Genomic DNA, 25,225 nt, shown 5'->3' with positions numbered 1-25,225 from the left:
GGTCATGTCATCGGCCTGCTAGCGTAACCCCGCGGCGGCGGCGCGCAAGCATCGAGCACCCGGCTCAATCCCGTCCCTGGCTGGCGGGGGCCTGGCCGGCACGATAGCCGCGGGTGGCGAAGAACAGGATGTACAGGTAGCACGGCACCATCAGCAGCAGGAACACCCACTGGAAGTCGTGGCTCTGCTTGAAGTGGGCGAACAACTGCGGGATCACCGCGCCGCCGGCGATGCCCATGATCATGATCGCCGAGCCGTACTCGGTCAGCCGGCCCAGGCCACGGATCGCCAGCGGGAAGATCGCCGGCCACATCATCGCGTTGGCGAAGCCCAGCAGGGCGACGAAGCCGACCGACACGTAGCCGCGGGTCAGGAAGGCGCCGATCGTGAACGCCACGCCCAGCACCGCCGACACCGACAGGTAGCGCTCCTGCGAGATGAAGCGCGGGATCGTGACCAGGCCGACCAGGTAGCCGGCGAGCATGCCGCCGAGGGTCAGCGAGGTGAAGAACTTGGTGTGGTCCAGCGGCAGGCCCAGCGACTCGCCGTAGACGCCGATCGCGTCGCCGGCCATCACCTCCACGCCGACGTAGGCGAACAGGCAGGCCGCGCCCAGCCACAGGTGCGGGTACTGGAACAGGCTGCGGCCGCCGCCGCGGGACTCGGCATTGGCCTCCTCGGCGCGGATTTCCGGCAGCGGCGAGAACAGGATGCCGACCGCGATCACCGCCATCAGTCCGGCCATCGCCATGTACGGGTCGTGGATGCGCGAGGCGAACTCGTTGAGCAGCGCCTCCTTGCCGGCCGGGTCGGCGGCCGCGACCTGGGCGGCGAGGTCGCCCATTCCATGCAGCACCAATGCGCCCAGCACCAGCGGCGCGAGGATGCCGGCGAGCTTGTTGCAGATGCCCATCACCGCGATCCGCTGGGCCGCGCTCTCGATCGGGCCGAGGATGGAGATGTACGGGTTCACCGCAGTCTGCAGGATCGCCAGGCCGGTGCCGATCACGAAGATGCCGGTCACCGCGCCGGGGTAGTAGCGCTGGGTGGTGAACTGGCCGAACACCACCGCGCCGATCGCCATCGCGAACAGGCCCAGCGCCATGCCCTTCTTCATGCCGGTCCTCTTCAGGATCAGCGACGAGGGCAGGGCGAGGAAGAAGTAGGAGATGTAGAACGCGAACGGAATCAGGAACGCGGCCGATTCGCTGACGTCGAAGGCGAGCTTGGCGAAGCCGATCAGCGGTCCGTTGAGCCAGGTCACGAAGCCGAACATGAAGAACAGCAGGCCGACGATCGCGATCGAGCCCAGCTGGCTGCGCGCGGGGGCGTTGCCGGCGACGGCGGGTGTTGCGGGCGTGGTGGACGACATGGAACGGACTCCCCTCCGATTCGACCGGCATGGCGCCGGCAGTAAGCCATGGTTGCGCGCGACCCGGGTGGGTGGCGGCAGGCGTTGACCGCACGGTGTCACAACTTTGTCCGGCAGGCCAGTGAATAGATAAAACCTTGATACAGCGCCATTTCGCGCGCTGTTTTGGCTGTTGCGATGCAGCAAATCCGCCGGTTTGTGACGCTATTTCGGGCGGATCGAGGGTTTTTTGTCGCGCCTCTTGACATCGTTGTCAATAGCGTTGCAGTCTCGGCCGACCCAATCGGTGGGGACCGACGGAGGCAGGATGGAAGGGGAGTGTCTGGACAGGTCGTGGCTGCTGCGTGCGATGCGCGCGTCGACCTGCGGTGTGTGTATCCATGCGCAGGGGGCAACGGCATGACCGTCGCCCAGCGCCAGGTGTCCGGCGCCCGGGCCCGCTTCATCGCGGCCGATGTCGGCGGTACCCATACCCGCGTCGGCCTGGTCCGCGCCGGCGGTCCGGGCGAGTCGCCGATCGCGGTGCTGGCGCATCGCAAGTACGTCTGCGCCGACTACCCGGACCTGGCCGCGATCCTGGCCGACTTCATCGCCCGGATGCCCGGCGGCGGCGATCTGCACAGCGTCGCGATCGCCTGCGCCGGGGTGATGCTCGACGACGTGGTGGTCAACGCCAACCTCAGCTGGCGGGTGTCCGGCGCCGACCTGCGCGAGGCCCTGGGCCTGCAGCACGTGCATTTCATCAACGACTTCCAGGCCGCCGCTCATGCCGCGCAGTGCATGGACCCGGCCGAGTCGACCCTGCTGACCCCGGACGTGGCCGTCGGCGAGGCCGGCCCGGTGCTGGTGGTGGGGCCGGGTACCGGCCTGGGCGCGGCGGTGCGGGTGCCGCACCGTGGCGGCACCGTGGTGCTGCCGACCGAGGCCGGCCACGCCGCGTTCGCGCCGGGCTCGGCGCGCGAGATCGAGATCCTGCGCTGGCTGCAGCGCCGCAACGGACACCTGCCGACCGAGAACCTGGTGTCCGGCCCCGGCCTGGCCAACCTGTACCGGGCGCTGTGCGCGCTCGACGGCCGCGAAGCGGCGAGCGCCGACCCGGCCGCGATCAGCGCCGCCGCCCGCGCCGGCGACGCGACCGCGCGCGAGGCGGTGCTGACCTTCTGCGGCCTGCTCGGCAGCGTGATCGGCGACCTCGCCCTGGTCAGCAGCGCCAAGGCGGTGTTCATCGCCGGCGGCATCGTGCCGCAGCTGAAGGATTTCCTCGCCGACAGCCGGTTCCTGGCGCGGCTGCGCGACAAGGGCGCGATGCGGCCGGTGCTGGAGCGGCTGCCGGTGCGCCTGATCGAGAACGACCGGCTCGGCGTGATCGGCGCCGCCAACTGGTACCTGGAGCACGCAGATGTCGACTGAACCGATCGCCTGAACCGTACCGCCGCCGCCTACCGCGTCGGCGGGCCTGATGAATCAGGCGGAACGAGCCCTGCGCAGAAAGGGCCGGACCGCCGGATACGACCCGAGGGAGAGAGAAATGGCCATTGCACTTCGCAACACCCAACTACGTAGAACCCTGTTGTCGGCGAGCATCCTCGCCGCGCTGAGCTTCAGCGGCGCCGCGTTCGCCCAGGACGCCGTCCCCGCCGACGACGACGCGACCGATCTGGACGCGATCGTGGTGGTCGGCATCCGTGGCAGCCTGGAGAAATCGCTCGACACCAAGCGCGAGGCCGCGACCCATGTCGAGGCGGTCAGCGCCGAGGACATCGGCAAGCTGCCGGCCAAGAACGTCGCCGACGCGCTGCAGCAGCTGCCGGGCGTGAACATCAGCTCGTCCAGCGCCAGCGAAGGCGGCTTCGACGAGGCCGACCGGGTCAGCCTGCGCGGCACCAACCCGAGCCTGACCCAGACCCTGGTCAACGGCCACAACGTCGGTACCGGCGACTGGTTCGTGCTCAGCCAGGTCGCCAACGTCGGCCGCAGCGTCAGCTACTCGCTGTTCCCGGCCGAGATCGTCGACCAGGTGGTCGTGCACAAGTCCTCCGAGGCCAAGCTGGTCGAGGGCGGCAGCGCCGGCTCGGTCGACATCATCACCCGCAAGCCGCTGCAGTACGCCGATCCGTTGACCATCAGCGGCTCGGTTGGCGCGGTGCATTCCGATCTCGCCGGCGAGAGCGACCCGCAGGTCAGCGCGCTGCTGAACTGGAAGAACGACGCCGACAACCTCGGCGTGCTGGTGCAGGCCTTCTACCAGAAGCGCCACCTGCGCCGCGACGGCCAGGAAGTGGTCGGCGGCTACGGCCAGATCGGCCGCGATCCGGCGACCACGCCGGTGCTGGCCACCAATCCCGACCTTGCAGGCGTGCTGTACCCGAACCTGCTGGGCGCGGTGCTGTTCGAGCAGGAGCGCGAGCGCAAGGGTGGCGTGATCGACGTGCAGTTCCGCCCCAACGACAACCTCGAGCTGGGGCTGAGCGGCTTCTACTCCAAGCTGGAGGCCGACAACTACAACCGCAACTACATGATGTGGACCAGCCAGTTCGCCAACTCACGCGCACCGGAGCCGGGCTACGTGATCAAGAACGGCGTGCTGACGCACGCGGTCTATCCGGCGGTGAACGACCCGAACAACGTCGTGCCCTACGGCGTCTACGACATGATCTCGCGTCCGGACGCCAGCTCGGAGTCCAAGTACCTGACCCTGAACGCCGACTGGAAGGCGACCGACAACCTGGAATTCAGCTTCCAGGCCGGCACCACCAAGGGCAACGGCCGCAGCGAGACCCAGGACGTGCTGGAGACCGGCATCGCCCCGAACGGCGGCGCCAGCTGGTCGATGCACGGCATCGACAACGCGATCGACTGGAACCTGGGCGGCAACAACACCGCGTCGACCCACCGTCCGGACTTCGGCTGGATCTTCGGCGGCCAGGGCATCGACGTGCTCGACAAGGAGGACTGGTTCGCGGTCGACGGTTCGCTATTCCGCACCGACGGCATCCTCGCCTCGCTGGACTTCGGTCTGCGCTACGCCGAGCACGAGCGCAGCAACGACTACGAGATCGCCCAGGGCCCGAACTGGGCCACCGACTGGACCAACATCGCCAACTACCCGACCACCGGCGGACGTTATCCGGGCGACTTCGGCAACGGGCTGGGCGGCCACTTCCCCGGCGGCATCTGGTACTACACGCCTGAGCAGCTGGCCCAGATCAACGCCGACTTCGCCAACCGCAATTATCCCGAGCGCTTCTACTTCTCCGATGTCTACGGAGTCGAGGAGAAGAACGCCGCGGCCTACATCCAGGCCAACTTCGACGGCGACGGCTGGAGCGGCAACGTCGGTCTGCGCTATGTCAGGACCGACAGCGACATCAGCTACACCCAGGCGCTGCCGATCGGTTCCGGGGTCCCGGGCGCGATCACCGGTTCGGCGTTCGGCGACTACCTGCCGGTCAGCGAGAGCAACGACTACAGCAAGCTGCTGCCCAGCGCCAACGTCAAGTTCGACCTGCGCGACGACCTGATCCTGCGCTTCGCCGCGTCGCGGACGATGACCCGCCCGGACTACTCGGCGCTGGCCGGTTCGCTGTCGCTGGACGATCTGACCCACACCGGCAGCGGCGGCAACCCCAAGCTCGACCCGCTGTTGTCGACCAACCTGGACGGTTCGATCGAGTGGTACTTCGCGCCGCGCGCGCTGCTGGCCTTCAGCGTGTTCCACATGGACCTGAAGGACTACATCACCTTCGGCAACCAGACCATCCAGTACAAGGACCAGCAGGCCAGCCAGGACGCCGGCATGGACGTCTATTCCGACTACCTGGTCTCGGTCCCGGTCAACACCGACGGCACCCTGAAGGGCTATGAGATCACCTACCAGCAGCCGATCGGCGAATGGTTCGGCGTCTCCGCCAACTACACCTTCGCCGACGGCGAGACCGACGATGGCAAGCCGCTCAACGGCGCTTCGCGCAATACCTACAACCTGTCGGCGTATTTCGAGAACGACAGGTTCAGCGCGCGCGTGGCGTACACCTTCCGCGAGGCCTTCTATGCCGGCGTGAGCCGCACCGACGCGTTCTACCAGGACGACTTCGGCACCCTCTCGGCCTCGTTCGGCTGGAAGATCAACGACGCGATGTCGCTGAGCCTGGACGGCTTGAACCTCAACGACCCGACCTACTCCTACTACACCGAAAGCGCGGTCGGCGTGCTGCCCTACGCGATGTACTCCAACGGCCGCCAGTACTACCTGAACTTCCGCTTCAACTATTGATGCACGGTGTGTGACGGCGCGCGAAGGATCGCGCGCAGCAGTTGGTGTTTGACCCCTGGCGGGCCCGTATGCGGCGGGCCCGCCTCTTTCTTTCCGGCGGCCGGCGCGACGGCTGCATCGATAGCTGCATCGACGGCCAATTGACCCGAAGATGTCGGCACGGCAGATGAACGAAGGACGCGAGCGGATGACCCGAACCCGATCGAACGCGCGGCAGCGGTGGCTGGCGCATACCCGGTTGCCGATCATCGCACTTGCCGGCGCGGCGGCGATCGCGCTGGCCGCCTGCGGCGACCGCGACGCGTCCCGGCCCGGAACATCGGCGGCGGTCGCGGCCCCCATCGCCGACGGCGCGCTGGTCCCGAAGCCGGCGCGGCTGCAACCGGCGCAGGGCGTGTTCCAGCTTTCCGCCGCGACCCCGCTACTGGCGGCCGATGGCGACGCCGAGACGGTGGCACGGCAGTTCGCGGATTTCCTCCAGGCCAGCGGCGGACCGGCGCTGGACAGCGCGGTCGGTGGGCCGGCGGACGGTGCGATCCACTTCCGCATCGATCCGGACTTCGACGCCGCCTCGGCGGAGGCCTACACCCTCGATGTGGGGCCCGACGGGGTGCGGGTGGTCGCCGGCGACCCCGCCGGCCTGTTCTATGGCGCGGTCACCCTGTGGCAGCTGGCGACGGCCCGGGTCGGGGACGCCGGAACCGGTACGGACATCGCGATCGCGGCGATGCGCATCGAGGACGCGCCGCGCTTCGGCTGGCGCGGCTTCATGCTCGACTCGGCGCGGCACTTCCAGAGCGTGGAGGAGATCAAAAAGCTGCTCGACGCGATGGCCCTGCACAAGCTCAACGTCTTCCACTGGCACCTGACCGACGATCAGGGCTGGCGGATCGAGATCAAGCGCTACCCGAAGCTGACCGAGGTCGGCGCCTGCCGCGTCCCGGCCGGCGACGGCGGCATCGATCCGGCCACCGGCGCCGAGCTTCGCTATTGCGGCTTCTACACCCAGGCACAGATCCGCGAGGTGGTCGCCTACGCCGCCGAGCGCCACATCACGGTGATGCCGGAGCTGGACATCCCCGGCCACGCCACCGCGGCGATCGCCGCCTATCCCGAGCTGGGCACGACCGCCCGCCCGCTGCGGCCGGTCGGCGAGTGGGGGGTGTTCGAGAACCTGTTCAATACCGAGGAGGCCACCATGGTCTTCCTCGAGAACGTGCTGACCGAGATGGTCGAGCTGTTCCCCGGCCCCTACGTGCACATCGGCGGCGACGAGGCGGTCAAGGACCAGTGGCAGGCCTCGGCGCGGGTGCAGGCGCACATGCGCGAGCTCGGCGTCGCCGACGAGATGGCGATGCAGGGGCTGATGGTCGAGCGGCTGGAGAAGTTCCTCGCCGGCCACGACAAGCGCCTGATCGGCTGGGACGAGATCCTCGAGGCGGAGCTGCCGCAAACCGCGACGGTGATGTCCTGGCGCGGCATCGACGGCGGCATCGAGGCCGCCCGCAAGGGGCACGATGTGGTGATGTCGCCGTCCTCGGACCTGTACCTGGACTACCTGCAGACCGATTCGCCGGACGAGCCGCCGGGCCGGCCGGCGACGATCACCGTCGACGAGGTGTACGCGTTCGAGCCGGTGCCCGAGGCGCTGGAGGCCGGACAGCGCGGCCACATCCTCGGCCTGCAGGCAAACATGTGGACCGAGCACACCCGCTTCGACGCGCGCCTGGAGCACAACCTGTTCCCGCGCCTGGCCGCGGTCGCCGAGACCGGCTGGACCCCGGCCGCGGACAAGGACTGGGACGACTTCCGCCGCCGCCTGCCGGTGCAGCTGCAGCGCTATCGCCGCCTCGGCATCGCCTATGCGCGGACGCCGTTCCAGGTGCTGGCCACCGCCGAGGACGCGCGTGCCGCCGGCACCGTGACCATCGAGCTGGCCAACCCGCTGGACTACGAGATCCGCTACAGCACCGACGGCAGCGTGCCGGACGCGGATTCGCCGCGGTACCGCGAGCCGCTGCGGCAGCCGTTGCCGGCGAGCGTGGTCGCGGCCGCGTTCGCCGACGGCCGCGCGCTGGCCGAGCCGCAGACCTTCGCCTTCGACGCCGCCTCGCTGCTGAGCCGGACCGATGAGCAGTTGGTGACCTGTCCCGACCTGGGCAGCCTGCTGCTGCGGCTGGAGGACGACGGTCCGGTCGAGGGCGAGCGCGCGATCTTCAACGTCACCATCTTCTACCCGTGCTGGCAGTGGAACCGCGCCGACCTCGACGGCATCGCTGCGTTGAAGGTACGGCTGGGGCGGATTCCGTACTACTTCCAGCTCGCCCACGACGAACCCAGGCGCCGCTTCGAACCCGCGCGCAGCGCCCACGGCGAGCTGTTGGTGCACGGCGGCGGCTGCGACGGCGCGTTGCTGGCGAGCGTGCCGATGCCGGCCGAACCGGACACCGACGGTTTCCTCGAGCTGGAGGCGCCGCTGGCGGCGAACGGCCGCCAGGATCTGTGCATCCGGGTCAGCGGCGATACCCGGCCGACGATGTGGGTGCTCGACCGGGTCGAGCTGGTGGCGCAGGAACCGCCGGGCGACAGGCGATGAGCCGGCGGCGATGTGAACGACGGGAGCAGGGAAACCGGTCGTGGGCGAAACGCGCCGCGCATCACGGCAGGCCTGTGACATGCGTTACCATCGCGGCCTGCTTCAGGGGGATACGCGGATGACGCCTCGAAACTTGCTGCTCGCGGCCCTGCTGGCCGTGCCCGGTGCCGCCATCGCGCAGGCCATGCCGCCGCCGGCGGAGTTCTACTTCGATACCGACAGCCACGCGACCCGGCCGATCCTGGTGCTCGAAGAGACCGGCGAGCCGGCGATGCAGAAGCTGCTGGCGATCATCGAGCGCGATCCGCGCGCCCGCGCCGAGGCCGCCCAGCTTGCCCACATGGCGATGCAGGCCGGCCGCGCCGAGATCGGCCGCAATCTGTACCAGCGCGCACTGGACGGTCTGAGCCAGAACAACGTGCTGTGGCGGCCGGTGATGTGGAACTACGGCTGGGACCTGTACCGCGCCGGCGACGCCCAGGGCGCGCTGACCCAGTGGCATGCGCTGCTGACCTCGCGCGGCCTTACCGCGACCTGGATGCCGCAGACCCTGGCGCTGGCGCTGTGGTCGGTCGACCGCAAGGACGAGGCGGTCAAGTGGTACGCCGCCGCGGTGCGCAGCGAGCCCGACCAGTGGCGCACCAGCTCGCGCTACGCCCAGCTGCTGCCGGACTGGCGCGAGTCCGAGCGCGCGACCCTGGATGAAGTGCGCGCCGCCTGGGCCGAGAATCCGCCCAGCTGGCCGTAGTCCGCGGGTCCGGACCCATCCGACAGGACCGCCGGCCGGCGGTCCTGTCGTTTCCGCGACGGGAAATGCCGCCACCGCGCGTCACCGGGCCGGGCGGCCCGGTATCGCGTCGGGGGCATCGCGTTAGGATGGGGATTCCGTCCCTGCCGCCCGCTGCCGCCATGCGACGTCCGACCGCCTTGCCCCGCCTCGCCCTGACCGCGCTCGTGCTGGCGCTGCCGTTGACCGCGACATTCGCGGCGGTCGCCGCCGACCGCATCACCGGCGCGACCTTCGCCACCCGCAGCGAGGTCTATGCTCCGCACGCGATGGCCGCCACCTCGCACCCGCTGGCGACCCAGATCGCGCTGGACACGATGAAGGACGGCGGCAGCGCGGTCGATGCCGCGATCGCCGCCAATGCCGCGCTCGGGCTGATGGAGCCGACCGGCAACGGTGTCGGCGGCGACCTGTTCGCGATCGTCTGGGACCCGAAGACCTCGAAGCTGTACGGCTACAACGGCTCCGGCCGCTCGCCGAAATCGCTGACCCTGGCCGAGTTCCAGCGCCGCGGGCTGAGCGCGGTGCCGCCGCACGGTCCGTTGCCGGTCAGCGTGCCCGGCGCGGTCGACGGCTGGTTCGCCCTGCACGAGCGCTTCGGCCGTCGCCCGATCGCCGACGACCTGGCGCCGGCGATCCGCTACGCCCGCGAAGGGCACCCGGTGCACGAGACCATCGCCTACTACTGGGACCGCAGCGTGCCGGTACTGTCGAAGTGGCCGGGCTTCGCCGAGCAGTTCACCGTCGACGACGGCGCCGGCGGCCGGCGTGCGCCGCGCACCGGCGAGATGTGGCGCAACCCCAATCTGGCCGACACCTTGCAGAAGATCGCCGACGGCGGCCGCGACGCGTTCTACAAGGGCGAGATCGCGCGCAGCATCGATGCCTATTTCAAGGCCAATGGCGGCTATCTGTCCTACGACGACCTGGCCGCGCACCACGGCGAGTGGGTCGAGCCGGTCGGCACCAACTACCGCGGCTACGACGTCTGGGAGCTGCCGCCGAACGGGCAGGGCATCGCCGCGCTGCAGATCCTCAACATCCTCGAAGGCTACGATCTGAAGGGCTACGGCTTCGGCAGCCCCGAGCACGTGCACCTGTTCACCGAGGCCAAGAAGCTGGCCTTCGCCGACCGCGCCGCCTCCTATGCCGATCCGGACTACTACCGGACCCCGGTCGAGCGGCTGGTCTCCAAGGGCTACGCCGCCGAGCGCCGCAAGCTGATCTCGATGGAGCGGGCGATGAAGGCCGCCGAGCCGGGGGTGATCCCGCAGCTCGACGAGGGCGACACCATCTACATGACCGTCGCCGATCCGGACGGGATGATGGTCTCGCTGATCCAGTCCAACTACCGCGGCATGGGCAGCGGCATGGCGCCGCCGGGGCTGGGCTTCATCCTGCAGGACCGCGGCGAGCAGTTCGTGCTGAAGGAAGGCCACCCCAACAGCTACGCACCGGGCAAGCGCCCGTTCCACACCATCATCCCGGCCTTCGTCACCCGCGACGGCAAGCCCTGGCTGTCGTTCGGGGTGATGGGCGGCGGCATGCAGCCGCAGGGCCATGCGCAGATCCTGATCAACCTGATCGACTTCGGCATGAATCTGCAGGAGGCCGGCGACGCGCCGCGCATCCAGCACGACGGTTCGACCGAGCCGGCCGGGCAGAACGTGGCGATGAGCGATGGCGGCGAACTCGACCTGGAGACCGGCTACCCGTATGCGACCGTGCGCGAGCTGATGCGCCGCGGCCACAGCGTGCGCTTCGCGCACGGGCCCTACGGCGGCTACCAGGCGATCATGGTCAATCCCGAGGGCGGCTATATCGGCGCCAGCGAGTCGCGCAAGGACGGCCAGGCGGCTGGCTACTGAATCCAGCGGTCCCGGCGCCGATGTTCCCAGCATGATCAACGAAGCCCTCGACATCGCCCACTGGCGCGACGCGCTGCGCCGCGACGGCCGGGTCCAGATCGCCGATTTCCTGCAGCCGGACGCGGCGGCACGGCTGCGCCAGTGCCTGCAGCAGGAGGTGCCGTGGACACTCGCGCTGAAGGACGCCGGCGCGGCCCGCACCCTCGACGCCGCCGCCTACGCGGCGATGGACGACGACGCGCGCCGGCGCCTGTATGCCGCGACCGCGGCGTCGGCGCTCGGACAGCCGGGCAATGCCGCGTTCCGCTTCGCCTACGACAGCTACATGATGGTCAGCGCCTATCGCGAAGGACGCGACCCCGACCTGCTGCTGCACCGGGTGCTGGAGCTGTTCAACTCGCCGCCCTACATCGCCTTCGCGCGCGCGCTCAGCGGCGATGCGCGGGTGCGCCGGGTCGACGCCCAGGCCACCCGCTACCGGCCCGGCCAGTTCCTGCGCTACCACACCGACATCGACAGCCACGAAGGCCGGATGTACGCCTACGTGCTGAACCTGACCGCGCACTGGCAGGCGGACTGGGGCGGCCTGCTGCAGTTCGTCGGCGAGGACGGCGGCGTCGAGGCCAGCTTCCTGCCGCGCTACAACAGCCTGTCGCTGTTCGCGGTGCCGGCCGGCCATGCGGTCAGCCTGGTCGCACCGTATGCCGGCGAGGACCGGCTGGCGATCACCGGCTGGTGGCTGTCGTGAGCGTTCCCGCCTCGCCGGCGCTCGCGGCCCTGCTGGGGCAGGCCTGGTCCGCGCTCCAGCAAGGCCGGTGGCCGCAGGCGCTCGATCCCGCGCGCCGGGCGACGGAGCTGGAGCCCGGAAGCTTCGACGGTTGGCGCATGCGCGGTATCGCCGCCCTGCAGTCGGGCCGGCTCGACGAGGCCAGGGCGGCCCTGCAGCACGCCCATGCGTTGCGCCCGGACGACGTCGGCACGGTGATGGACCTGGGCAGCGTCCTGCTCGACAGCGAGGAGGTCGATACCGCCCTGCCGCTGCTGCGCCGCGCCACCGAATTGCTTGCCGACGACCCCAGGTCGTGGTTCCGCCTCGGCGCGGCCGCGTATCGCGCCGGCCGCTTCGACGAGGCGGTGCGCGGGTTCGAGGGCGCGACCCGGCGGCGTCCCGACTGGCTGGCGGCCTGGAACAATCTGGCCGCGACCCGTGGCCGCCTGGGCGAATACGAAGCGGCCGTCGCCGCTGCGCGCAACGCGCTGGCGATCGATCCGCAGGCCGCCGAGGGCCACTACGCGCTGGCGGCGCTGCTGAGCAACTTCTTCGACCGTCCGTCGTTGCAGCAGGGGCTGCAGGCCGCCGAACAGGCGCTGCGGCTCGCGCCGGCCTCGGCCGACGCCCACCGCATCGCCGCGATCCTGCTGCGCAAGCTCGACGAACCGGTCCGCGCCGAACGGCATGCGCGCGAGGCGGTACGGCTGGCGCCGGCCGACGCCGCCAATGTCGACATCCTCGGCGAGCAGCTGCTGACCAATGCCCGGCCGGCGGACGCGGTCGCCACCTACGAGGCCGCGTTCGACCGCGGCGTCGACGGCACCGCGCTGCGGCGCCAGCACGGCATCGCCCTGCTGCAGGACGGCCGCCCCGGCCCGGCCCGCGAGGCGCTGGAACGGGCGCTGCGGCAGGCGCCCGACGACCAGCGCGCGATCGCCCATCTCGGCGTCGCGACCCGGATCGAACGCGGTGCGCAGGCCGCCGCCGAGCTGCTCGGGCTGCACCGGCACGTGCGCCGGATCGCGCTGCCGACCCCGCCGGGGTTCGCCGATGCCGACGCCTTCCACCGTGCGATGGCCGGCGACATCCGCCAGCACAGCCGGCAGCGCTGGGAACCGGTCGGCCTCGCCGCGCGCAACGCCTACCTCAGCGGCGACCTGCTGGCCGATCGCAGTGCCGCGATCGTCGGTTTCGAGCAGCGCCTGCGCGAGGCGATCGACGCCTTCATCGCCGCCTGCCGGCACGACCCCGACGACCTGTTCCTGCGCAACGTCCCACGCGACTACGTGCTGCACGTGTGGGCCACCCAGGCCGCCGAGACCGGTTATATCGACACCCACATCCACGAGGAGTCGTGGCTGTCGGGCGCCTACTACGTGAGCCTGCCCGACGCGATCGGTCCCGACGATCCCGGGCACGCCGGCTGGATCGAGTTCGGCCGCCCCTACGGCCATCTGCCGGCCCCCGACCCGGCCTCGTTGCACCTGGAATGCCCGCGCGTCGGCGACCTGCTGCTGTTCCCGTCCTACCTGTTTCACCGCACCCTGCCGTACCGCGGCGGCGGTGAACGGATCAGCATCTCGTTCGATCTGGCGGCGGTATGACCGGTCGCCAGGAGCTTTGACTTGGCCATTCGGCGGGTATAAACCGGAGTCCCCGGCGATTGTGGAGGCTCCATGCGGCGGCGGCTGATCCGAGGCCCCCTGGTTTGGGAAATTTGCCTGGAAGCGGGCCTGGCGATCGTCCTGGCAGCACCGTTGCCGCCGGCCGCTGCCAGCGAGGCCGCGAGCAGCCCGGAGGCGGCCATCGTGCCGCAGGTGCGGACGCTGAGCTTCATCGAACTGGAACGCGCCGAAGGCCTGGCCGCGGCGCACCTGAACGAGTTGTGGCGGGTACGGGCGCTGCGCGCGCTGAAGCTCGACGATGCCGGACGTGCGCTGGACGAGTTCCGCATGGCCGCGCGCTATGCGGACAAGTTCTCGCAGCATTCGCTGAGCCTGATGTACTGGCACGGGGTCGGCACCGCGAGCGACCGTGCGCTGGCCTATGCCTGGAGCGATGTGGCCGCCGAGCGCGGCTACCGCGACCTGCTGCTGGTGCGTGAGAAGATGTGGTCGCAGTTGAATGCCGAAGAACGGCGGCGCGCGCTGGAGATCGGCCCGGCCCTGTATGCCGACTACGGCGACGCGGTCGCGCAGCCACGGATGGAATGGGCGCTGCGGCAGGCGCGCGCGAACGTCACCGGCAGCCGGCTCGGGGCGACACTGGACCGGGTCAAGTTCGCGCGCAGCCGCGGCGAAGTCGCCCCGCGCGACTTCTTTGCCGGGGAGCGCTGGCAGCCGGAGCGCTATTGGCGCGCCGAGGACCGCCAGTGGGAGGGCCAGGTCATCGTGCTGCCGGCGGAGAAGGTCGAGGACCCCGGGAGCGCCGACGGGCGCTGAGGCGAGGTCGTGCCGGACCGGCTCAGTCCGCCGGCACCGTCCGCCCGGCGGCCCAGGCGCGCAGCGCGTCGACCTGCTCGGCCATCAGCACCGACAACGGCCGGGTCTGCTTGAGTTCGGCGCGCAACGCGAAGTCGTTCAACGGCACCTTGGCGGCATGGGCGGCGTACATCGCCGACACGATCGCCTGTTCGATCTCGGCGCCGGAAAAACCGTCGCTGGCGGCGACCAGGCCGGCCAGGTCGAAGTCCTCCGCGCGCAGCGTGCGCCGGGCCAGGTGCAGCGCGAACAGCTGTTCGCGGGTGGCGGCGTCGGGCAGGTCGACGAAGAACACCTCGTCGAAGCGGCCCTTGCGCAGCAACTCCGGCGGCAGCGCGTCGATCTGGTTGGCGGTCGCGACCAGGAACACCCGCGGGCGGCGCTCGGCCATCCAGGTCAGCAGGTGGCCGAGCACCCGCCGCGACACCCCGCCGTCGTTGTCGTCGCCGGACAGGCCCTTCTCGATCTCGTCGATCCACAGCACGCAGGGCGCCAGCTGCTCGGCCGCGGCCAGCGCCTCGCGCAGGTTGCGCTCGGTCTCGCCGTGGTACTTGTTGTAGAGGGTGCCGAAATCCAGCCGCACCAGCGGTACTCCGAAGCCGGCCGCGACCGCCTTGGCGATCATCGACTTGCCGCAGCCCTGCACGCCGAGCAGCAGCAGGCCCTTGGGGATGTCCAGCCCGGGCGGGGCGACGCCGCTGACGAACACCTCGCGGCGCTGCCCGATCCAGCGCTTGACCCGGCGCGCGCCGGCGACGTCGTCCAGGCGCGCGGTGTCGTATTCGAAATGCAGGTGGCCGCTCTGGTTCAGCAGCTCGAACTTCAGCCGCGCCAGCTCCGGCAGGTCGTCGGCGTCGAGCGCGCCGTCGCGGAAGATCAGGTGGCGGGCGATCCGGCGCGCATCGACCGGGTCGAGCCCGTTGAGGTTGCGCACGATCTGCTTGACCGCCTCGCCGTCGGCCTCGACCCGCTTGCCGCCGTGCTCGCGGGCATAGTCCTCGGCCTGCTGGCGGACCAGCTTGAGCAGGGCGTTGGCGTCGGGCAGTCGCGGCCGGTAACGCACCGCGCGCGAGTCCAGTTCCGGCGGCAGCTCGACCTTGTGGCCGACCATCACCAGCACGTGCGGCTGGCTGTCGCGACGGTCGATCAGTTCGCGCAGCTGGCGCTGGGTCATCGCCGCGCCGAGGAAGGGGTGGACGTCGAACAGCAGGTAGACGCCGCGCTGGCCGGCCTCGCGGATCGTCGCCAGGGTGCTGGACACGTCCGGCGGCGATTCGGCCGGGTCCTCGCGGTCGATGTCGATCCGGCGCAGGCCCTCGGTGATCGACCAGCGGAACATCGCCCGCCAGACCTGCATCAGCGCCTGCCGGAACAGCTCGACCACCCGGGCCTCGTCGCGGGTCTCGATGACGATCAGCGGGGTGTTGGCGCGGATCAGCGCGATCAGGTCCTGCAATTCACTCATGCTGCGTACGGGACTCCCGTGTCCAGAGCGCATGATACCGACTGCCGTAGCGGCTGCGCCCGGGTGTCGGAGGGTGGCGGACCTTCGTCTACTTGAGGGCGGTCCGCGCCGGGCCGAGGATGGGCCACTCCCCGCTCACGACGCGACCGATGGCTTTCGATGCCTTCGCCCTGGTGCTGGCGATGCTGGCCCTGGGCTACCTGTTCCAGCGCCTGCGGGTGCTGCCGGACGACGCCCCGCAGGTGCTGAACCTGGTGGTGCTGTACGTGTGCCTGCCGGCGGCGGTGCTGCGCTATGCGCCGCGGCTGGACCTGGAACCGGCGCTGCTGGGCGTGGTCGCGGTGCCGTGGCTGCTGCTGGTGGCGACCGTGCTGCTGGTCGGCCTGTGCGCGCGCTGGCTCCACTTGCGCCGCGACGAGCACGCGGTGCTGCTGCTGACCGTGGCGCTGGGCAACACCAGCTATCTGGGCTATCCGCTGGTGCGCGCCCTGGTCGGCGAGGACGCGTTGCCCTATGCGGTGGTCTACGACCAGTTCGGCGCCTTCATGATCCTGTCGACCTTCGGGTTGTGGGTGCTGGCGCGCTACGGCGGCGAACACCCCCCGGAGGCGCGCACGATCCTGCTGCGGATCCTGCGCTTTCCGCCGTTGTGGGCGTTGCTGGCCGGTTTCACGGTGATGCCGGCGGAACCGCCGCACTGGATCGCCGGCGGCCTGCAGCGGCTGTCGGATGCGCTGCTGCCGTTGGCGATGCTGACCATCGGCCTGTCGGTGCGGCTGGCCCTGCCGCGCGACGAGCTCAGGCCACTGGCCGCCGGGCTGCTGCTGAAGCTGGCGTTGATGCCGGCGCTGGCAGTGGCGCTGGTGCCGCTGCTGGGACTGCACGGGACGATGGCGCGGGCGACCGTGCTGGAATCGGCGATGCCGTCGATGGTCACCGCCGGCGCGCTGGCGATCGCCCACGGTCTGGCGCCGCGGCTGGCGGCGGCGATGGTCGGCTACGGCGTGCTGCTGTCGATGGCGACCCTGCCGCTGTGGGCATGGTTGGCGCGTGCCATGCTCGACTGATTGCAAGGGAGCGGGCCTGCCAGGCTGGCGGTGCGAATGGCTGGAGTGGCGCCTGGCCCGTGCGGGAATATCGGAGCCGCCCCCGGCTGGCTGCCGACCCGCCCGCGTCAGCGCGCCCTGGTGACCGCCGGCCGGTTGCCGCCGGGCGACTGAATGGATTACCGCCCGCGCGCCGGCTCGATGGCCCGGTCACCGCCGCCGGTGTAGGCTGCGGGTTCCGTCCGGAGGGAGCTCGCATGAAGACCGTGCTGGTAGCCAGTTCCAAGGGAGGCGTCGGCAAGACCACCATCGCCACCCACCTTGCCGCCCACGCGGCCCTCGATGGCTTGAACACCGCCCTGCTCGACGCCGATCCGCAGCGCTCCTCGACGCGCTGGGCCGAGCGCCGCGCCGGCACCGAAAGTGCGGTGCTGCCGCTGGACGGCACCCGCCGCAAGGCCTGGCGCAAGCACCTGCCCGACGACACCCAGCGGCTGGTGATCGATGCCCCGGCCGGGGCGATGGGCGGGGACCTGGAACACCTGCTGGAGTTCACCGAGCACGTGGTGGTGCCGGTGCAGGCCTCGACCCTCGATATCGAGGCGACCGTGCCGTTCCTGGATTCGCTGGCCCGCCACCCGCGGGTGCGCAAGGGCGAGCTGCGGGTCGGCCTGGTCGGCAACAAGCTGCGGCCGTGGACCAATGCCTCGCAGCAACTGGTGGAGCTGCTCAAGCAATGGCCGTACCCGCTGGTGGCGCAGTTGCGCGACAGCCAGGCCTACGTGCTGCTGACCGGCCTGGGCCGGAGCCTGTTCGACTACCACTCCGCCAAGGTCCGCGAACACCAGCAGGACTGGCAGCCGCTGCTGAGGTGGCTGCGCCGCTAGACCCGGACCGCAAAGGGAAGGTATCGGTTACGCTTGCCCAAGCCCCTCCGCTCTCATCTATCTGCCCGATGCGCGAACTGATCCTGTTGCGTCATGCCCACGCCGAGCCGGCGTCGATCGGCCAGGCCGATCTCGATCGCCCGCTGTCGGCGGAAGGACTGGCCGAGGCGGAAGCCGCCGGCCGCTGGATCGCCGAACAACGGCTGATCCCCGACTGCGTGTTGTGCTCACCGGCACGGCGCACCCGCGAGACGCTGGAAGCGGTGCTGTCGGTGGTCGGCTACGTCGACCAGCGCATCGAGCCGGCGATCTACGAAGCGACCCCGGGCAACCTGATCGCGGTCGCCGAGGCCCATGCCGATGTCGGGCGACTGATGCTGGTCGGCCACAACCCGGGCTTCGAACGGCTGTCGGCGCTGCTGCACAGCGGCCAGTCCAGCGAGTACCGGGGGATGCCGCCGGGCGGCATCGCGGTGCTGTCGCTGCCCGGCGACGCCGTGCTGGAACCCGGCGCCGCCCAGCTCAACGCGTTCTGGTGGCCGTGACCGCTGCTTCGGTGGCGTTCGATCGACCGCGGCCCGGACGGTATTTCCTGGCGGACTCGGCGCCGGCGGCGTGGTTGTCGGCGGTCGCGCCGCGGCCGGGTCGCCGTTGCTTCAGGCTGTTGTCCGGGCTGCTGCCCGGGCTGCTGCTGCTGGGCTCGCCGCTGCCGGCTTCGGCACAGCAGAAGATCGGTGCGTTCGATCCCGAGCACACCCGCTTCGGGGTCGAACTGCGGACCCGTTGGGGACAGCGCGTGGTCGGCCGGTTTCCGCGCTACCAGGGCGAGCTGGTCGCGGTCGACGAGGACCGCCGCCAGGTCCGGGTCCGGCTGGCCACCGCCGCGGTCCGGATCGGCGATTCCGAGCGCTACACCGCGATGGCGCGCGGCAAGGCGTTCTTCGATGCCGAGCATTACCCCGAGGTCGAGTTCGTGTCCGATCCGGTCAGCGAGGAGGACGTTCGCCGCGGCGGCACCTTGCGTGGGCGGCTGACGATCCGCGGGGTGACCCGCTACGAGACCTTCCAGCTGCAGCCGGCGACCTGCGCGCGACCGGGACGCGACTGCGATGTCATCGCCAGCGGCCGCATCGACCGTTACGACTACGGTCTGGATGCATGGAAGCTCGCGCTCGACAACCACGTCCGCTTCATCATGCAGGTGCGCCTGGACAAGGACAGCGAGTCGTGAGCGCCGGCGGATTCCGCACGGTCCGGCTGCTCGCCGTGGCCTGGGTGGCGCTGTGGCTGGGCGCCTGCGCCAGTCTGTCCGGCGCGCAGCGCGACCGTGCCCAGGCGATCGCCGTGCAGGGGCGCTCCATCGAGATCGAGTGCCAGCAGGCGGACGCCTGCGCGGAGCCGTCGCCGTTGCGGGAGCTGGCCGCCGAGGCCTTCGCCGAGTCCACCCCCGAGGCGCCGCGTCACTACGCGCTGATCCTCGACCGCGGCCCGGACGCGCTGATGGCGCGGTTGAACCTGATCCGCAGCGCGACCACCGCGATCGACCTGCAGACCTTCATCTTCGACGAGGACGACGCCGGCCATCTGGTGCTGGACGAACTGCTGGCGGCGGCGCGTCGCGGGGTCCGGGTGCGGGTGCTGATGGACCAGCTGTCGGCCTTGCGGCATGTCGAAACCCTGGCCGCGCTGGCCGGCGCCCATGCCAATTTCGACGTGCGCCTGTACAACCCGGTGATGGGACAGGCGCTGATCAGCTATCCCGAGTACGCGCTGGCGGCGTTGTGCTGCTGGAACAAGCTCAACCAGCGCATGCACACCAAGTTGCTGCTGGTCGACGGCGCGGTCGGCATCTCCGGCGGCCGCAACTACCAGGACGACTACTACGACTGGGACGAGAGCTACAACTTCCGCGACCGCGACGTGATGGTCGCCGGCCCGGTCGCGCACGTGATGGCGACCGACTTCGAGCTGTTCTGGAACGACAAGCGCAGCGTGCCGGTGGCGCGCCTGGACGATGTCGGCCGCTACCTGCTCGATGCCGGGGTGCCGCCATTGCAGTTGGCCGACTACCGTCATCCCGAGCGTGCCCAGGCGATGCGCCGCGACGCCTCCGATCCGCAACGGATCGACGAGGCGCTGGTGGCGCAGGCGATCGCGGTGGGCGAGGTCCGCTACATCTCCGACAGCCCGGACAAGCACGCCGGGATCGTGAGCGGGCAGGGCGCCAGCGGCAGCCTGCGCGAACTGATCGAGTCGGCCGACGACGAGGTGCTGATGCAGACCCCGTACCTGGTGCTGTCCTCGTCGGCGCAGGACATGTTCCGGCAGATGCAGGAGCGCGAGCATCCGCCCCGGGTGGTGGTCTCGACCAACAGCCTGGCGGCCACCGACGCCTTCATCGTCTACGCGCTCTCGCACAAGTACAAACGCCGCTACCTGCGCGAGTTCGGCTTCAATATCTACGAGTACAAGCCGTTCCCGGCCGATGCGCCGATCGACCTGGCCGCGACCAGGGCCGAGCCCGAAGTGCCGGATGAGGACGCGCTGCCGGCGAATGCGGTGAGCTTTCCGAACGGCGTCAGCCGCAGCGAGCTGCACCGCGAGCTGCGCGACCAGTACGACCGCCGCAGCGCGATCGGCCGCGCCCAGTACCGCCGCGCGCTGTCGCGCGAATACTCGGCGCTGCGCTTCTCCTCGCGCGGCGCCTACTCGCCGGTGCCGCTCAAGGGCGCCGGCGTGCGCATCGGCATGCACGCCAAGTCGCTGGTGATCGACGGTCGGATCGGCGTGGTCGGCACCCACAACTTCGACCCGCGCGGCGACCACTACAACACCGAGGCGGCGGTGGTGATCGAGGACCCGGCATTCGCACAGGCACTGGCGGACAGCATCCGCCGCGACATCCTGCCGGCCAACTCCTGGACCATCGCCCGCCGCGACAAGCCGCCGGTGTTCTCCGGGCTGGACTACTCGCTGGGCAAGGCGTTCGAATACCTGCCGCTGTTCGATATCTGGCCGCTGCGCTATGCGACCAGCTACGAGTTCGTGCCCGGTCCCGACTGCCCAGAGCCGCTGCCGCCGGATGCCCCGGGGTTCCGCGCCTGTTACCGGCCGGTCGGCGATTTTCCCGAGGTCGACTTCGGCCTGAAGGGCTTCACCACCCGGATCTTCACCGCGTTCGGCGCCGGCCTGGCCCCGATCCTGTAGGCCGGGCGCCGGCTTCCACGGACGGCTCCCGCAGCCGGAGCCGCGCGGCGCCAATCGCGGCTTACGCCCCGCTCCACGGGTGGATGCAGAGGCCTCCGCTGCTTTTCGTAGGAGCGGCGTAAGCCGCGATGGGCTTTGGTGGGATGACTCGGTCGCAGCGCCGCGCCCGCGGGCGGGATGCAGGCGGTCAGTGGCCGGCCTGCCGGTCGCGCAGGTCCAGGATCATGAAGCGATGCCCGGGGCTGCACTGGCTCGCGTCCCAGTTGCACATGATGGCCCAGCGCATGGGGCCGGCATGTTCGTCGGTCTTCTCGAAGACGAACACCCGCACGCCCTGCTGGCGGGTGTTGCCCAGACTCAGGACCCGGGCGCTGTCCCAGGGGTCGGGCTCCGCCGCCAGGCCTTCGGAGAGCGCCTTGGCCGCATTCAGGGTCAGCGGATGTTCGAGCGGCGCGTCGTTGATCCTGGCGGCGACGAAGTAGGCTGCCGGCGCCTGCCCGTCGTCCTGGCCGAAGTTCGCCGGCAGGCCGAAGTCCTTCATCGTGTCGACGAACTTCCAGGCCCAGCCGGGGCGGGCCGCGAGCATGTGGCCGGTTTCGGGCGAGCATGCCAGTACGCCCCACTCCGACACGGGGGCCGGCAAGGTCGTCACCGCGCCTTCCGGCGCCCCACCGCAATCGCCGAGCACATCGCTGGCGCTGGCCGCGCCCAGCGGCAGGCCACACAGCAGCAGTGATGCTGCGAATCGTCCGATCATCGTTTTCCCCCGGTTCTATGCCTGGTCGCGGCGGCGTCCCCGGCCGCGGCCGGCCGATCATAGCGCGGGCGCCGGCGGCGTCTGGGCCATCAGTCATGGCAACGGTTTGCCGGCGGCCCTCATCCCATAAGGCAGACCTCGCGCTGCGGGTGCCGACACCCTCCCGGAAGCTGAACGAAACGGAAGCGAAGCGGCAACCATGACTTCCGGCATATGGTCATCGAGTCTAGGTGTTATACATTACCAGCACACCGATTCACTACATCGGCAGACACCCACCCCGACCGCACCACCGCCCCCCAAGGAAACCGCCATGAACGTCCAGACCAACGCCCAGACCCAGAACCGCCGTCACGACGACAACCGCAACCGCGACAACGTCACCTCGATCCGCGCCTACCGCGAGCGCGACTTCGGTATCGGCTACGGCCGCAGCAGCGGCTACGCCGCCGAGCGTCGCTACACCGCCCGCACCTACAACACCTCGCTGTATCGCTGTGCGTAAGCAGTCGCCGGCATTGCCGGCGCCCCGGACAACGACAACAAGACAACACGATCTTTCCCCTGGCCGACAGGTGTGTCCCGCCCTCCCCATCTCTCCGGGACACGCCTGTCGGTAATTTCTTGTCCGCCTGCCGGCGCGACATCTGCACGATCCGGCCCGATGCGGGTTGCCTCCCGCGACCATGGCTCGGCTATCGTGGCGGCATGAGCACCGAACCCCACGCCGCTTCCAGCCCCGCCTCCGGCGACCGCGCCAACGCCGCGCCGTCCCCGTTCCGGCCCGACGTCAGCCTCGACCAGTTGAACGCGCTCTCGCGCGGCACCGCGATGGAGCCGCTGGGCATCGTGTTCACCGAGATCGGCCACGACCACCTGCGCGGCACGATGCCGGTCGACGGCCGCACCCGCCAACCCTACGGTCTGCTGCACGGCGGCGCCTCGGTGCTGCTGGCCGAGACCCTCGGCTCCAGTGCCGGTGGCCTGTGCGTGCCCGAAGGCAAGGGCGTGGTCGGGATCGAGATCAACGCCAACCACGTGCGTGGTGTGCGCGAGGGCCTGGTGACCGGTACCGCCCGCCCGCTGCACATCGGCAGCAGCACCCAGGTCTGGGACATCCGCATCGAGGACGAGGCCGGCCGCCTGGTCTGCGTCTCGCGGCTGACTCTGGCGGTGGTCGGCCGTCGCTGAGCGGCGATTCCGATCGATGCGGGCTCCGTGCCTGCCCCGCGCTTGGGTATGATTCCCCGGATGAATGCGTCGCCTCCCCACGGCGTCGCTGGCGCGCGATCGGCGCGGCCGGCGCGTGCCCTGCGTTACCTCTATCGGGTCCCACTGCTGGTGCTGCACCTGCTGGTGTCGCTGCCGGTCGTGCTGCTGCTGACCACCCGCCTCACCGCCGGCCTGCGCTGGGGCGATGAACGCTTCAATCATCGAGTGATCCGGGCCTGGTCGGGCGGGCTGATGTGGATCTTCGGATTCCGCCTGCGCCGGGTCGGCACGCCGCTGCCGGGCGCGGCGATGTACGTGGCCAACCACGTCAGCTGGATCGACATTCCGGCGCTGCACAGCCAGCGCATGATGGGCTTCGTCGCCAAGCGCGAGATCTCGCGCTGGCCGGTGGTCGGCTGGCTGGCCACGCGCGGCGAGACGATCTTCCATTCCCGCGGCAGCGCCGAGTCGCTGGGCGGGGTGCTGCACGAGATGCTGTCGCGGCTTCGCGGCGGCCACTCGGTCGGCGTGTTTCCCGAAGGCGGCACCCGCAACGGTCGCGAGATCGGACCGTTCCACGCCCGTATCTTCCTCGCCGCGGTCGAGGCCGGGGTGCCGGTACAGCCGGTCGCGCTGCGCTACGGCAAGGACGGCGAGGCGCAGCCGGTGGTCGCGTTCGCGCCGAAGGAGAGCTTCCTCGCCAACTTCCTGCGCCTGTTGGGCGAGCCTGCGCGGCCGGGCGAGGTCCACTTCCTGATTCCGATCGCGCCGGGCGCCGAGGAAGGGCGGCGCCGGATCGCCGATCTGGCCCGGCAACGCATCATCGACGCGATGAATGGCTGAGCCGATGCCGGCACCGACCGCCCGGACCGGAGCGCGCGCTGGAGCGAATGCTCCAGGCCCAGCGGCTAACGTCGGGTCATGATGCCGCCTACGGTGCCCACCGCCGCAGTGCCCGCGCTGCGGCTGACCGCCGCCGACTACCGGCCGCCGCGCTGGCTGCGCAGCCCGCACGTGCAGTCGGTGCTGGGCAGCAGCCCGCTGCGCCGGCGTCACGGCGAGCGCAGCCTGGCCGCCTGCGGCGCGGTCACCACCGAACACCTGATCGATGCCGGCGACGGGGTGCGCCTGCAGGGGCTGCACAGCCTGCCCGCGCAGGCAACGGCGCCGTCCAGGGGGATGGTGCTGCTGCTCCACGGCTGGGAGGGCAGCGTCGATTCCAGCTACATGCGCATGACCGCCACCCACCTGCTGCAGGCGGGATTCGAGGTGTTCCGGCTCAACTTCCGCGATCACGGCGGCACCCATCACCTCAACGAGGGCCTGTTCCACTCCAACCGCATCGACGAGGTCGTGCATGCGGCCTGCGAGGTCGCCGGGCGCTTTCCGAACCGGCCGCTGGCGGTGGCCGGCTATTCGCTGGGCGGCAATTTCGCCCTGCGGCTGGCGTTGCGCGCGCCGGCGGCGGGTCTGAACCTGACGCACGTGGCGGCGGTCTGCCCGGTGCTGGACCCGGCGCGGACGATGGATGCGATGGAGCAGGGCTTGCCGCTGTACCTGTGGTACTTCGAGCGCAAATGGCGCGGCTCGTTGGCGCGCAAGCGCGAGTTGTTCCCGCAGCTGCACGCCTTCGACGACCAGGTGCTGAACCTGCGGATGCGGCCGCTGACCCGCTGGATGGTCGAGCGCCATACCGACTTCGGCACCCTGGACAATTACTTCGACGGCTACTCGATCGCCGATGCGCGGCTGCTGGCGCTGCAGACGCCGGCCAGCATCCTGATGGCGGAGGACGATCCGGTGATTCCGATCGAGGGCTTCCGCGCGTTGCAGCTGCCCGCCTCCGCGCGGTTGGAGGTGTCGCCGTGGGGCGGGCACTGCGGTTTCCTGGAGAGCCATCGCCTGGACGGCTTCGCCGAGCGTTGGATCGCGGCGAGGATGCTCGACGCGATCGGTTGATCGATGCCGCTGCGCGGCGTGCCGCCGAAGGCGGAAGCCTTTGATCTCGATCGAGAAGACCTCCGGTCAGGAAGGGGGCTTCCTGGCCTGCTTCGGATGAGCGGCCGGATCGGCCAGATCAAGATCAACGGCTTCCGCCACCCAGGGCGGCGGGTAACTTTTCTTTGCTGGCCCAAAGAAAAGTCACCAAAAGAAAGGGCCTCCCCCGACAGGGCTCAATCGTAATCGGTGAGCGTGCTGGGATTTTTCGACACGACATCCTGTCGTGACCGAAAAACGGCGCGCGTCCTTGCGCGCCGCCCTCCGGGTCTGCGGGCGATGCGGGCTGCTCGCTTTCAGGAAGATCAAACGCAGGGCTGTTGACCTTGACCTTCAGCGACTTGAAGCCCGCCGCGCACCGCAGAGGGCGGCGGCCGTAGAGGCGCCCATGTTTGAGCGCAGCGAGTTTGGGCGCCGTGCCGCCGGCCTCGAGGCGCACAGGGGACCGGGGCGGCGCAGCCGTCCCGGCGGGCGTCAGGAGCGGGCGGTTTTGGTTCCTTTTGCC

The 25,225-nt window shown here is 70.2% G+C and carries 20 protein-coding genes; 17 read left to right on the top strand and 3 right to left on the bottom strand.

Going from position 1 to position 25,225, the window contains the following annotated elements; all coding sequences use genetic code 11:
* Positions 1 to 64 precede the first annotated feature (64 nt).
* Positions 65 to 1,372 carry a sugar MFS transporter gene (locus C9I47_RS17035; protein ID WP_111267813.1) on the bottom strand — a complete coding sequence of 436 codons (1,308 nt, stop codon included), beginning with the start codon at positions 1,370 to 1,372 and terminating at the stop codon, positions 65 to 67.
* Positions 1,373 to 1,771: 399 nt separating this feature from the next.
* Between C9I47_RS17035 and C9I47_RS17030 the strand changes: the two genes are divergently transcribed.
* The 8 genes from C9I47_RS17030 (at position 1,772) to C9I47_RS16985 (ending at position 14,109) form a co-directional block, all read left to right on the top strand.
* Positions 1,772 to 2,782: a glucokinase gene (locus tag C9I47_RS17030; RefSeq protein ID WP_111267812.1), complete on the top strand. Its 1,011-nt coding sequence runs from the start codon at positions 1,772 to 1,774 to the stop codon at positions 2,780 to 2,782.
* Between the two features lie 118 nt (positions 2,783 to 2,900).
* On the top strand, positions 2,901 to 5,645 hold the full coding sequence (locus tag C9I47_RS17025) for a TonB-dependent receptor (RefSeq protein ID WP_111267811.1): 2,745 nt from the start codon (positions 2,901 to 2,903) through the stop codon (positions 5,643 to 5,645).
* A 187-nt stretch (positions 5,646 to 5,832) separates the two neighbouring features.
* Positions 5,833 to 8,241 (top strand): beta-N-acetylhexosaminidase, encoded by a 2,409-nt coding sequence (locus C9I47_RS17020; RefSeq protein WP_111268224.1) that lies wholly within the window; start codon positions 5,833 to 5,835, stop codon positions 8,239 to 8,241.
* Positions 8,242 to 8,359: 118 nt separating this feature from the next.
* On the top strand, positions 8,360 to 8,989 hold the full coding sequence (locus C9I47_RS17015) for a tetratricopeptide repeat protein (protein ID WP_223250202.1): 630 nt from the start codon (positions 8,360 to 8,362) through the stop codon (positions 8,987 to 8,989).
* Positions 8,990 to 9,150: 161 nt separating this feature from the next.
* A complete protein-coding gene (gene ggt / locus C9I47_RS17010; protein WP_111267810.1) occupies positions 9,151 to 10,896 on the top strand; it encodes a gamma-glutamyltransferase in 1,746 nt (581 codons plus the stop codon).
* A gap of 31 nt (positions 10,897 to 10,927) precedes the next feature.
* Complete coding sequence (locus C9I47_RS17005; RefSeq protein ID WP_111267809.1) at positions 10,928 to 11,644, top strand: 2OG-Fe(II) oxygenase; 717 nt, start codon at positions 10,928 to 10,930, stop codon at positions 11,642 to 11,644.
* On the top strand, positions 11,641 to 13,272 hold the full coding sequence (locus C9I47_RS17785; RefSeq protein ID WP_190238549.1) for a tetratricopeptide repeat protein: 1,632 nt from the start codon (positions 11,641 to 11,643) through the stop codon (positions 13,270 to 13,272). Before C9I47_RS17005 ends, C9I47_RS17785 begins: the two co-directional genes overlap by 4 nt.
* A gap of 153 nt (positions 13,273 to 13,425) precedes the next feature.
* Positions 13,426 to 14,109 (top strand): SEL1-like repeat protein, encoded by a 684-nt coding sequence (locus C9I47_RS16985; RefSeq protein WP_111267808.1) that lies wholly within the window; start codon positions 13,426 to 13,428, stop codon positions 14,107 to 14,109.
* A 22-nt stretch (positions 14,110 to 14,131) separates the two neighbouring features.
* Here the strand turns inward: C9I47_RS16985 and C9I47_RS16980 are convergent, their stop codons facing one another.
* Positions 14,132 to 15,613: an AAA family ATPase gene (locus C9I47_RS16980; protein ID WP_111267807.1), complete on the bottom strand. Its 1,482-nt coding sequence runs from the start codon at positions 15,611 to 15,613 to the stop codon at positions 14,132 to 14,134.
* Between the two features lie 149 nt (positions 15,614 to 15,762).
* Between C9I47_RS16980 and C9I47_RS16975 the strand changes: the two genes are divergently transcribed.
* From C9I47_RS16975 to C9I47_RS16955, 5 genes are all read left to right on the top strand, one after another.
* Positions 15,763 to 16,680 (top strand): AEC family transporter, encoded by a 918-nt coding sequence (locus C9I47_RS16975; protein WP_111267806.1) that lies wholly within the window; start codon positions 15,763 to 15,765, stop codon positions 16,678 to 16,680.
* Positions 16,681 to 16,916: 236 nt separating this feature from the next.
* On the top strand, positions 16,917 to 17,546 hold the full coding sequence (locus C9I47_RS16970; RefSeq protein ID WP_111267805.1) for a ParA family protein: 630 nt from the start codon (positions 16,917 to 16,919) through the stop codon (positions 17,544 to 17,546).
* Positions 17,547 to 17,614: 68 nt separating this feature from the next.
* On the top strand, positions 17,615 to 18,091 hold the full coding sequence (locus C9I47_RS16965; protein WP_111267804.1) for a SixA phosphatase family protein: 477 nt from the start codon (positions 17,615 to 17,617) through the stop codon (positions 18,089 to 18,091).
* On the top strand, positions 18,088 to 18,777 hold the full coding sequence (locus tag C9I47_RS16960; RefSeq protein WP_223250201.1) for a YceI family protein: 690 nt from the start codon (positions 18,088 to 18,090) through the stop codon (positions 18,775 to 18,777). The genes C9I47_RS16965 and C9I47_RS16960 overlap by 4 nt, the downstream gene beginning before the upstream one ends.
* The gene (locus C9I47_RS16955) at positions 18,774 to 20,753 is read left to right on the top strand and encodes a phospholipase D family protein (protein ID WP_223250200.1); all 1,980 of its coding nucleotides are present in this window, start codon (positions 18,774 to 18,776) and stop codon (positions 20,751 to 20,753) included. The genes C9I47_RS16960 and C9I47_RS16955 overlap by 4 nt, the downstream gene beginning before the upstream one ends.
* A gap of 187 nt (positions 20,754 to 20,940) precedes the next feature.
* On the opposite strand, the gene C9I47_RS16950 is transcribed toward C9I47_RS16955, so the two are convergent.
* On the bottom strand, positions 20,941 to 21,510 hold the full coding sequence (locus C9I47_RS16950; RefSeq protein WP_111267802.1) for a hypothetical protein: 570 nt from the start codon (positions 21,508 to 21,510) through the stop codon (positions 20,941 to 20,943).
* Between the two features lie 313 nt (positions 21,511 to 21,823).
* Here C9I47_RS16950 and C9I47_RS16945 point away from each other — a divergent pair, with 313 nt between their 5' ends.
* From C9I47_RS16945 to C9I47_RS16930, 4 genes are all read left to right on the top strand, one after another.
* Entirely contained in the window at positions 21,824 to 22,015 is a 192-nt protein-coding gene (locus tag C9I47_RS16945) for a hypothetical protein (RefSeq protein WP_111267801.1), read from the top strand.
* 326 nt (positions 22,016 to 22,341) lie between these two features.
* Positions 22,342 to 22,701: a hotdog fold thioesterase gene (locus C9I47_RS16940; protein WP_223250398.1), complete on the top strand. Its 360-nt coding sequence runs from the start codon at positions 22,342 to 22,344 to the stop codon at positions 22,699 to 22,701.
* 48 nt (positions 22,702 to 22,749) lie between these two features.
* Positions 22,750 to 23,565, top strand: coding sequence for a lysophospholipid acyltransferase family protein (locus C9I47_RS16935; RefSeq protein WP_407067488.1), 816 nt, complete (start codon positions 22,750 to 22,752; stop codon positions 23,563 to 23,565).
* 123 nt (positions 23,566 to 23,688) lie between these two features.
* Entirely contained in the window at positions 23,689 to 24,681 is a 993-nt protein-coding gene (locus tag C9I47_RS16930) for a YheT family hydrolase (RefSeq protein ID WP_111268220.1), read from the top strand.
* Positions 24,682 to 25,225 lie beyond the last annotated feature (544 nt).

Origin of the sequence: Marilutibacter maris (assembly GCF_003233695.1) — a bacterium.
Classification (GTDB): domain Bacteria; phylum Pseudomonadota; class Gammaproteobacteria; order Xanthomonadales; family Xanthomonadaceae; genus Marilutibacter; species Marilutibacter maris.
This window is presented reverse-complemented; position numbering and strand designations above follow the sequence as displayed.

Excerpts from the sequence above, each read along its gene's own strand:
- ggt (WP_111267810.1), top strand. The coding sequence starts at position 9,151 with ATGCGACGTCCGACCGCCTTGCCCCGCCTCGCCCTGACCGCGCTCGTG.
- C9I47_RS17005 (WP_111267809.1), top strand. The coding sequence starts at position 10,928 with ATGATCAACGAAGCCCTCGACATCGCCCACTGGCGCGACGCGCTGCGC.
- C9I47_RS16935 (WP_407067488.1), top strand. The coding sequence starts at position 22,750 with ATGATTCCCCGGATGAATGCGTCGCCTCCCCACGGCGTCGCTGGCGCG.
- C9I47_RS17020 (WP_111268224.1), top strand. The coding sequence starts at position 5,833 with ATGACCCGAACCCGATCGAACGCGCGGCAGCGGTGGCTGGCGCATACC.
- C9I47_RS16970 (WP_111267805.1), top strand. The coding sequence starts at position 16,917 with ATGAAGACCGTGCTGGTAGCCAGTTCCAAGGGAGGCGTCGGCAAGACC.
- C9I47_RS17015 (WP_223250202.1), top strand. The coding sequence starts at position 8,360 with ATGACGCCTCGAAACTTGCTGCTCGCGGCCCTGCTGGCCGTGCCCGGT.
- C9I47_RS16980 (WP_111267807.1), bottom strand. The coding sequence starts at position 15,613 with ATGAGTGAATTGCAGGACCTGATCGCGCTGATCCGCGCCAACACCCCG.
- C9I47_RS17025 (WP_111267811.1), top strand. The coding sequence starts at position 2,901 with ATGGCCATTGCACTTCGCAACACCCAACTACGTAGAACCCTGTTGTCG.
- C9I47_RS16950 (WP_111267802.1), bottom strand. The coding sequence starts at position 21,510 with ATGATCGGACGATTCGCAGCATCACTGCTGCTGTGTGGCCTGCCGCTG.
- C9I47_RS17035 (WP_111267813.1), bottom strand. The coding sequence starts at position 1,372 with ATGTCGTCCACCACGCCCGCAACACCCGCCGTCGCCGGCAACGCCCCC.
- C9I47_RS16940 (WP_223250398.1), top strand. The coding sequence starts at position 22,342 with ATGGAGCCGCTGGGCATCGTGTTCACCGAGATCGGCCACGACCACCTG.
- C9I47_RS16975 (WP_111267806.1), top strand. The coding sequence starts at position 15,763 with ATGGCTTTCGATGCCTTCGCCCTGGTGCTGGCGATGCTGGCCCTGGGC.
- C9I47_RS16965 (WP_111267804.1), top strand. The coding sequence starts at position 17,615 with ATGCGCGAACTGATCCTGTTGCGTCATGCCCACGCCGAGCCGGCGTCG.
- C9I47_RS16945 (WP_111267801.1), top strand. The coding sequence starts at position 21,824 with ATGAACGTCCAGACCAACGCCCAGACCCAGAACCGCCGTCACGACGAC.
- C9I47_RS17030 (WP_111267812.1), top strand. The coding sequence starts at position 1,772 with ATGACCGTCGCCCAGCGCCAGGTGTCCGGCGCCCGGGCCCGCTTCATC.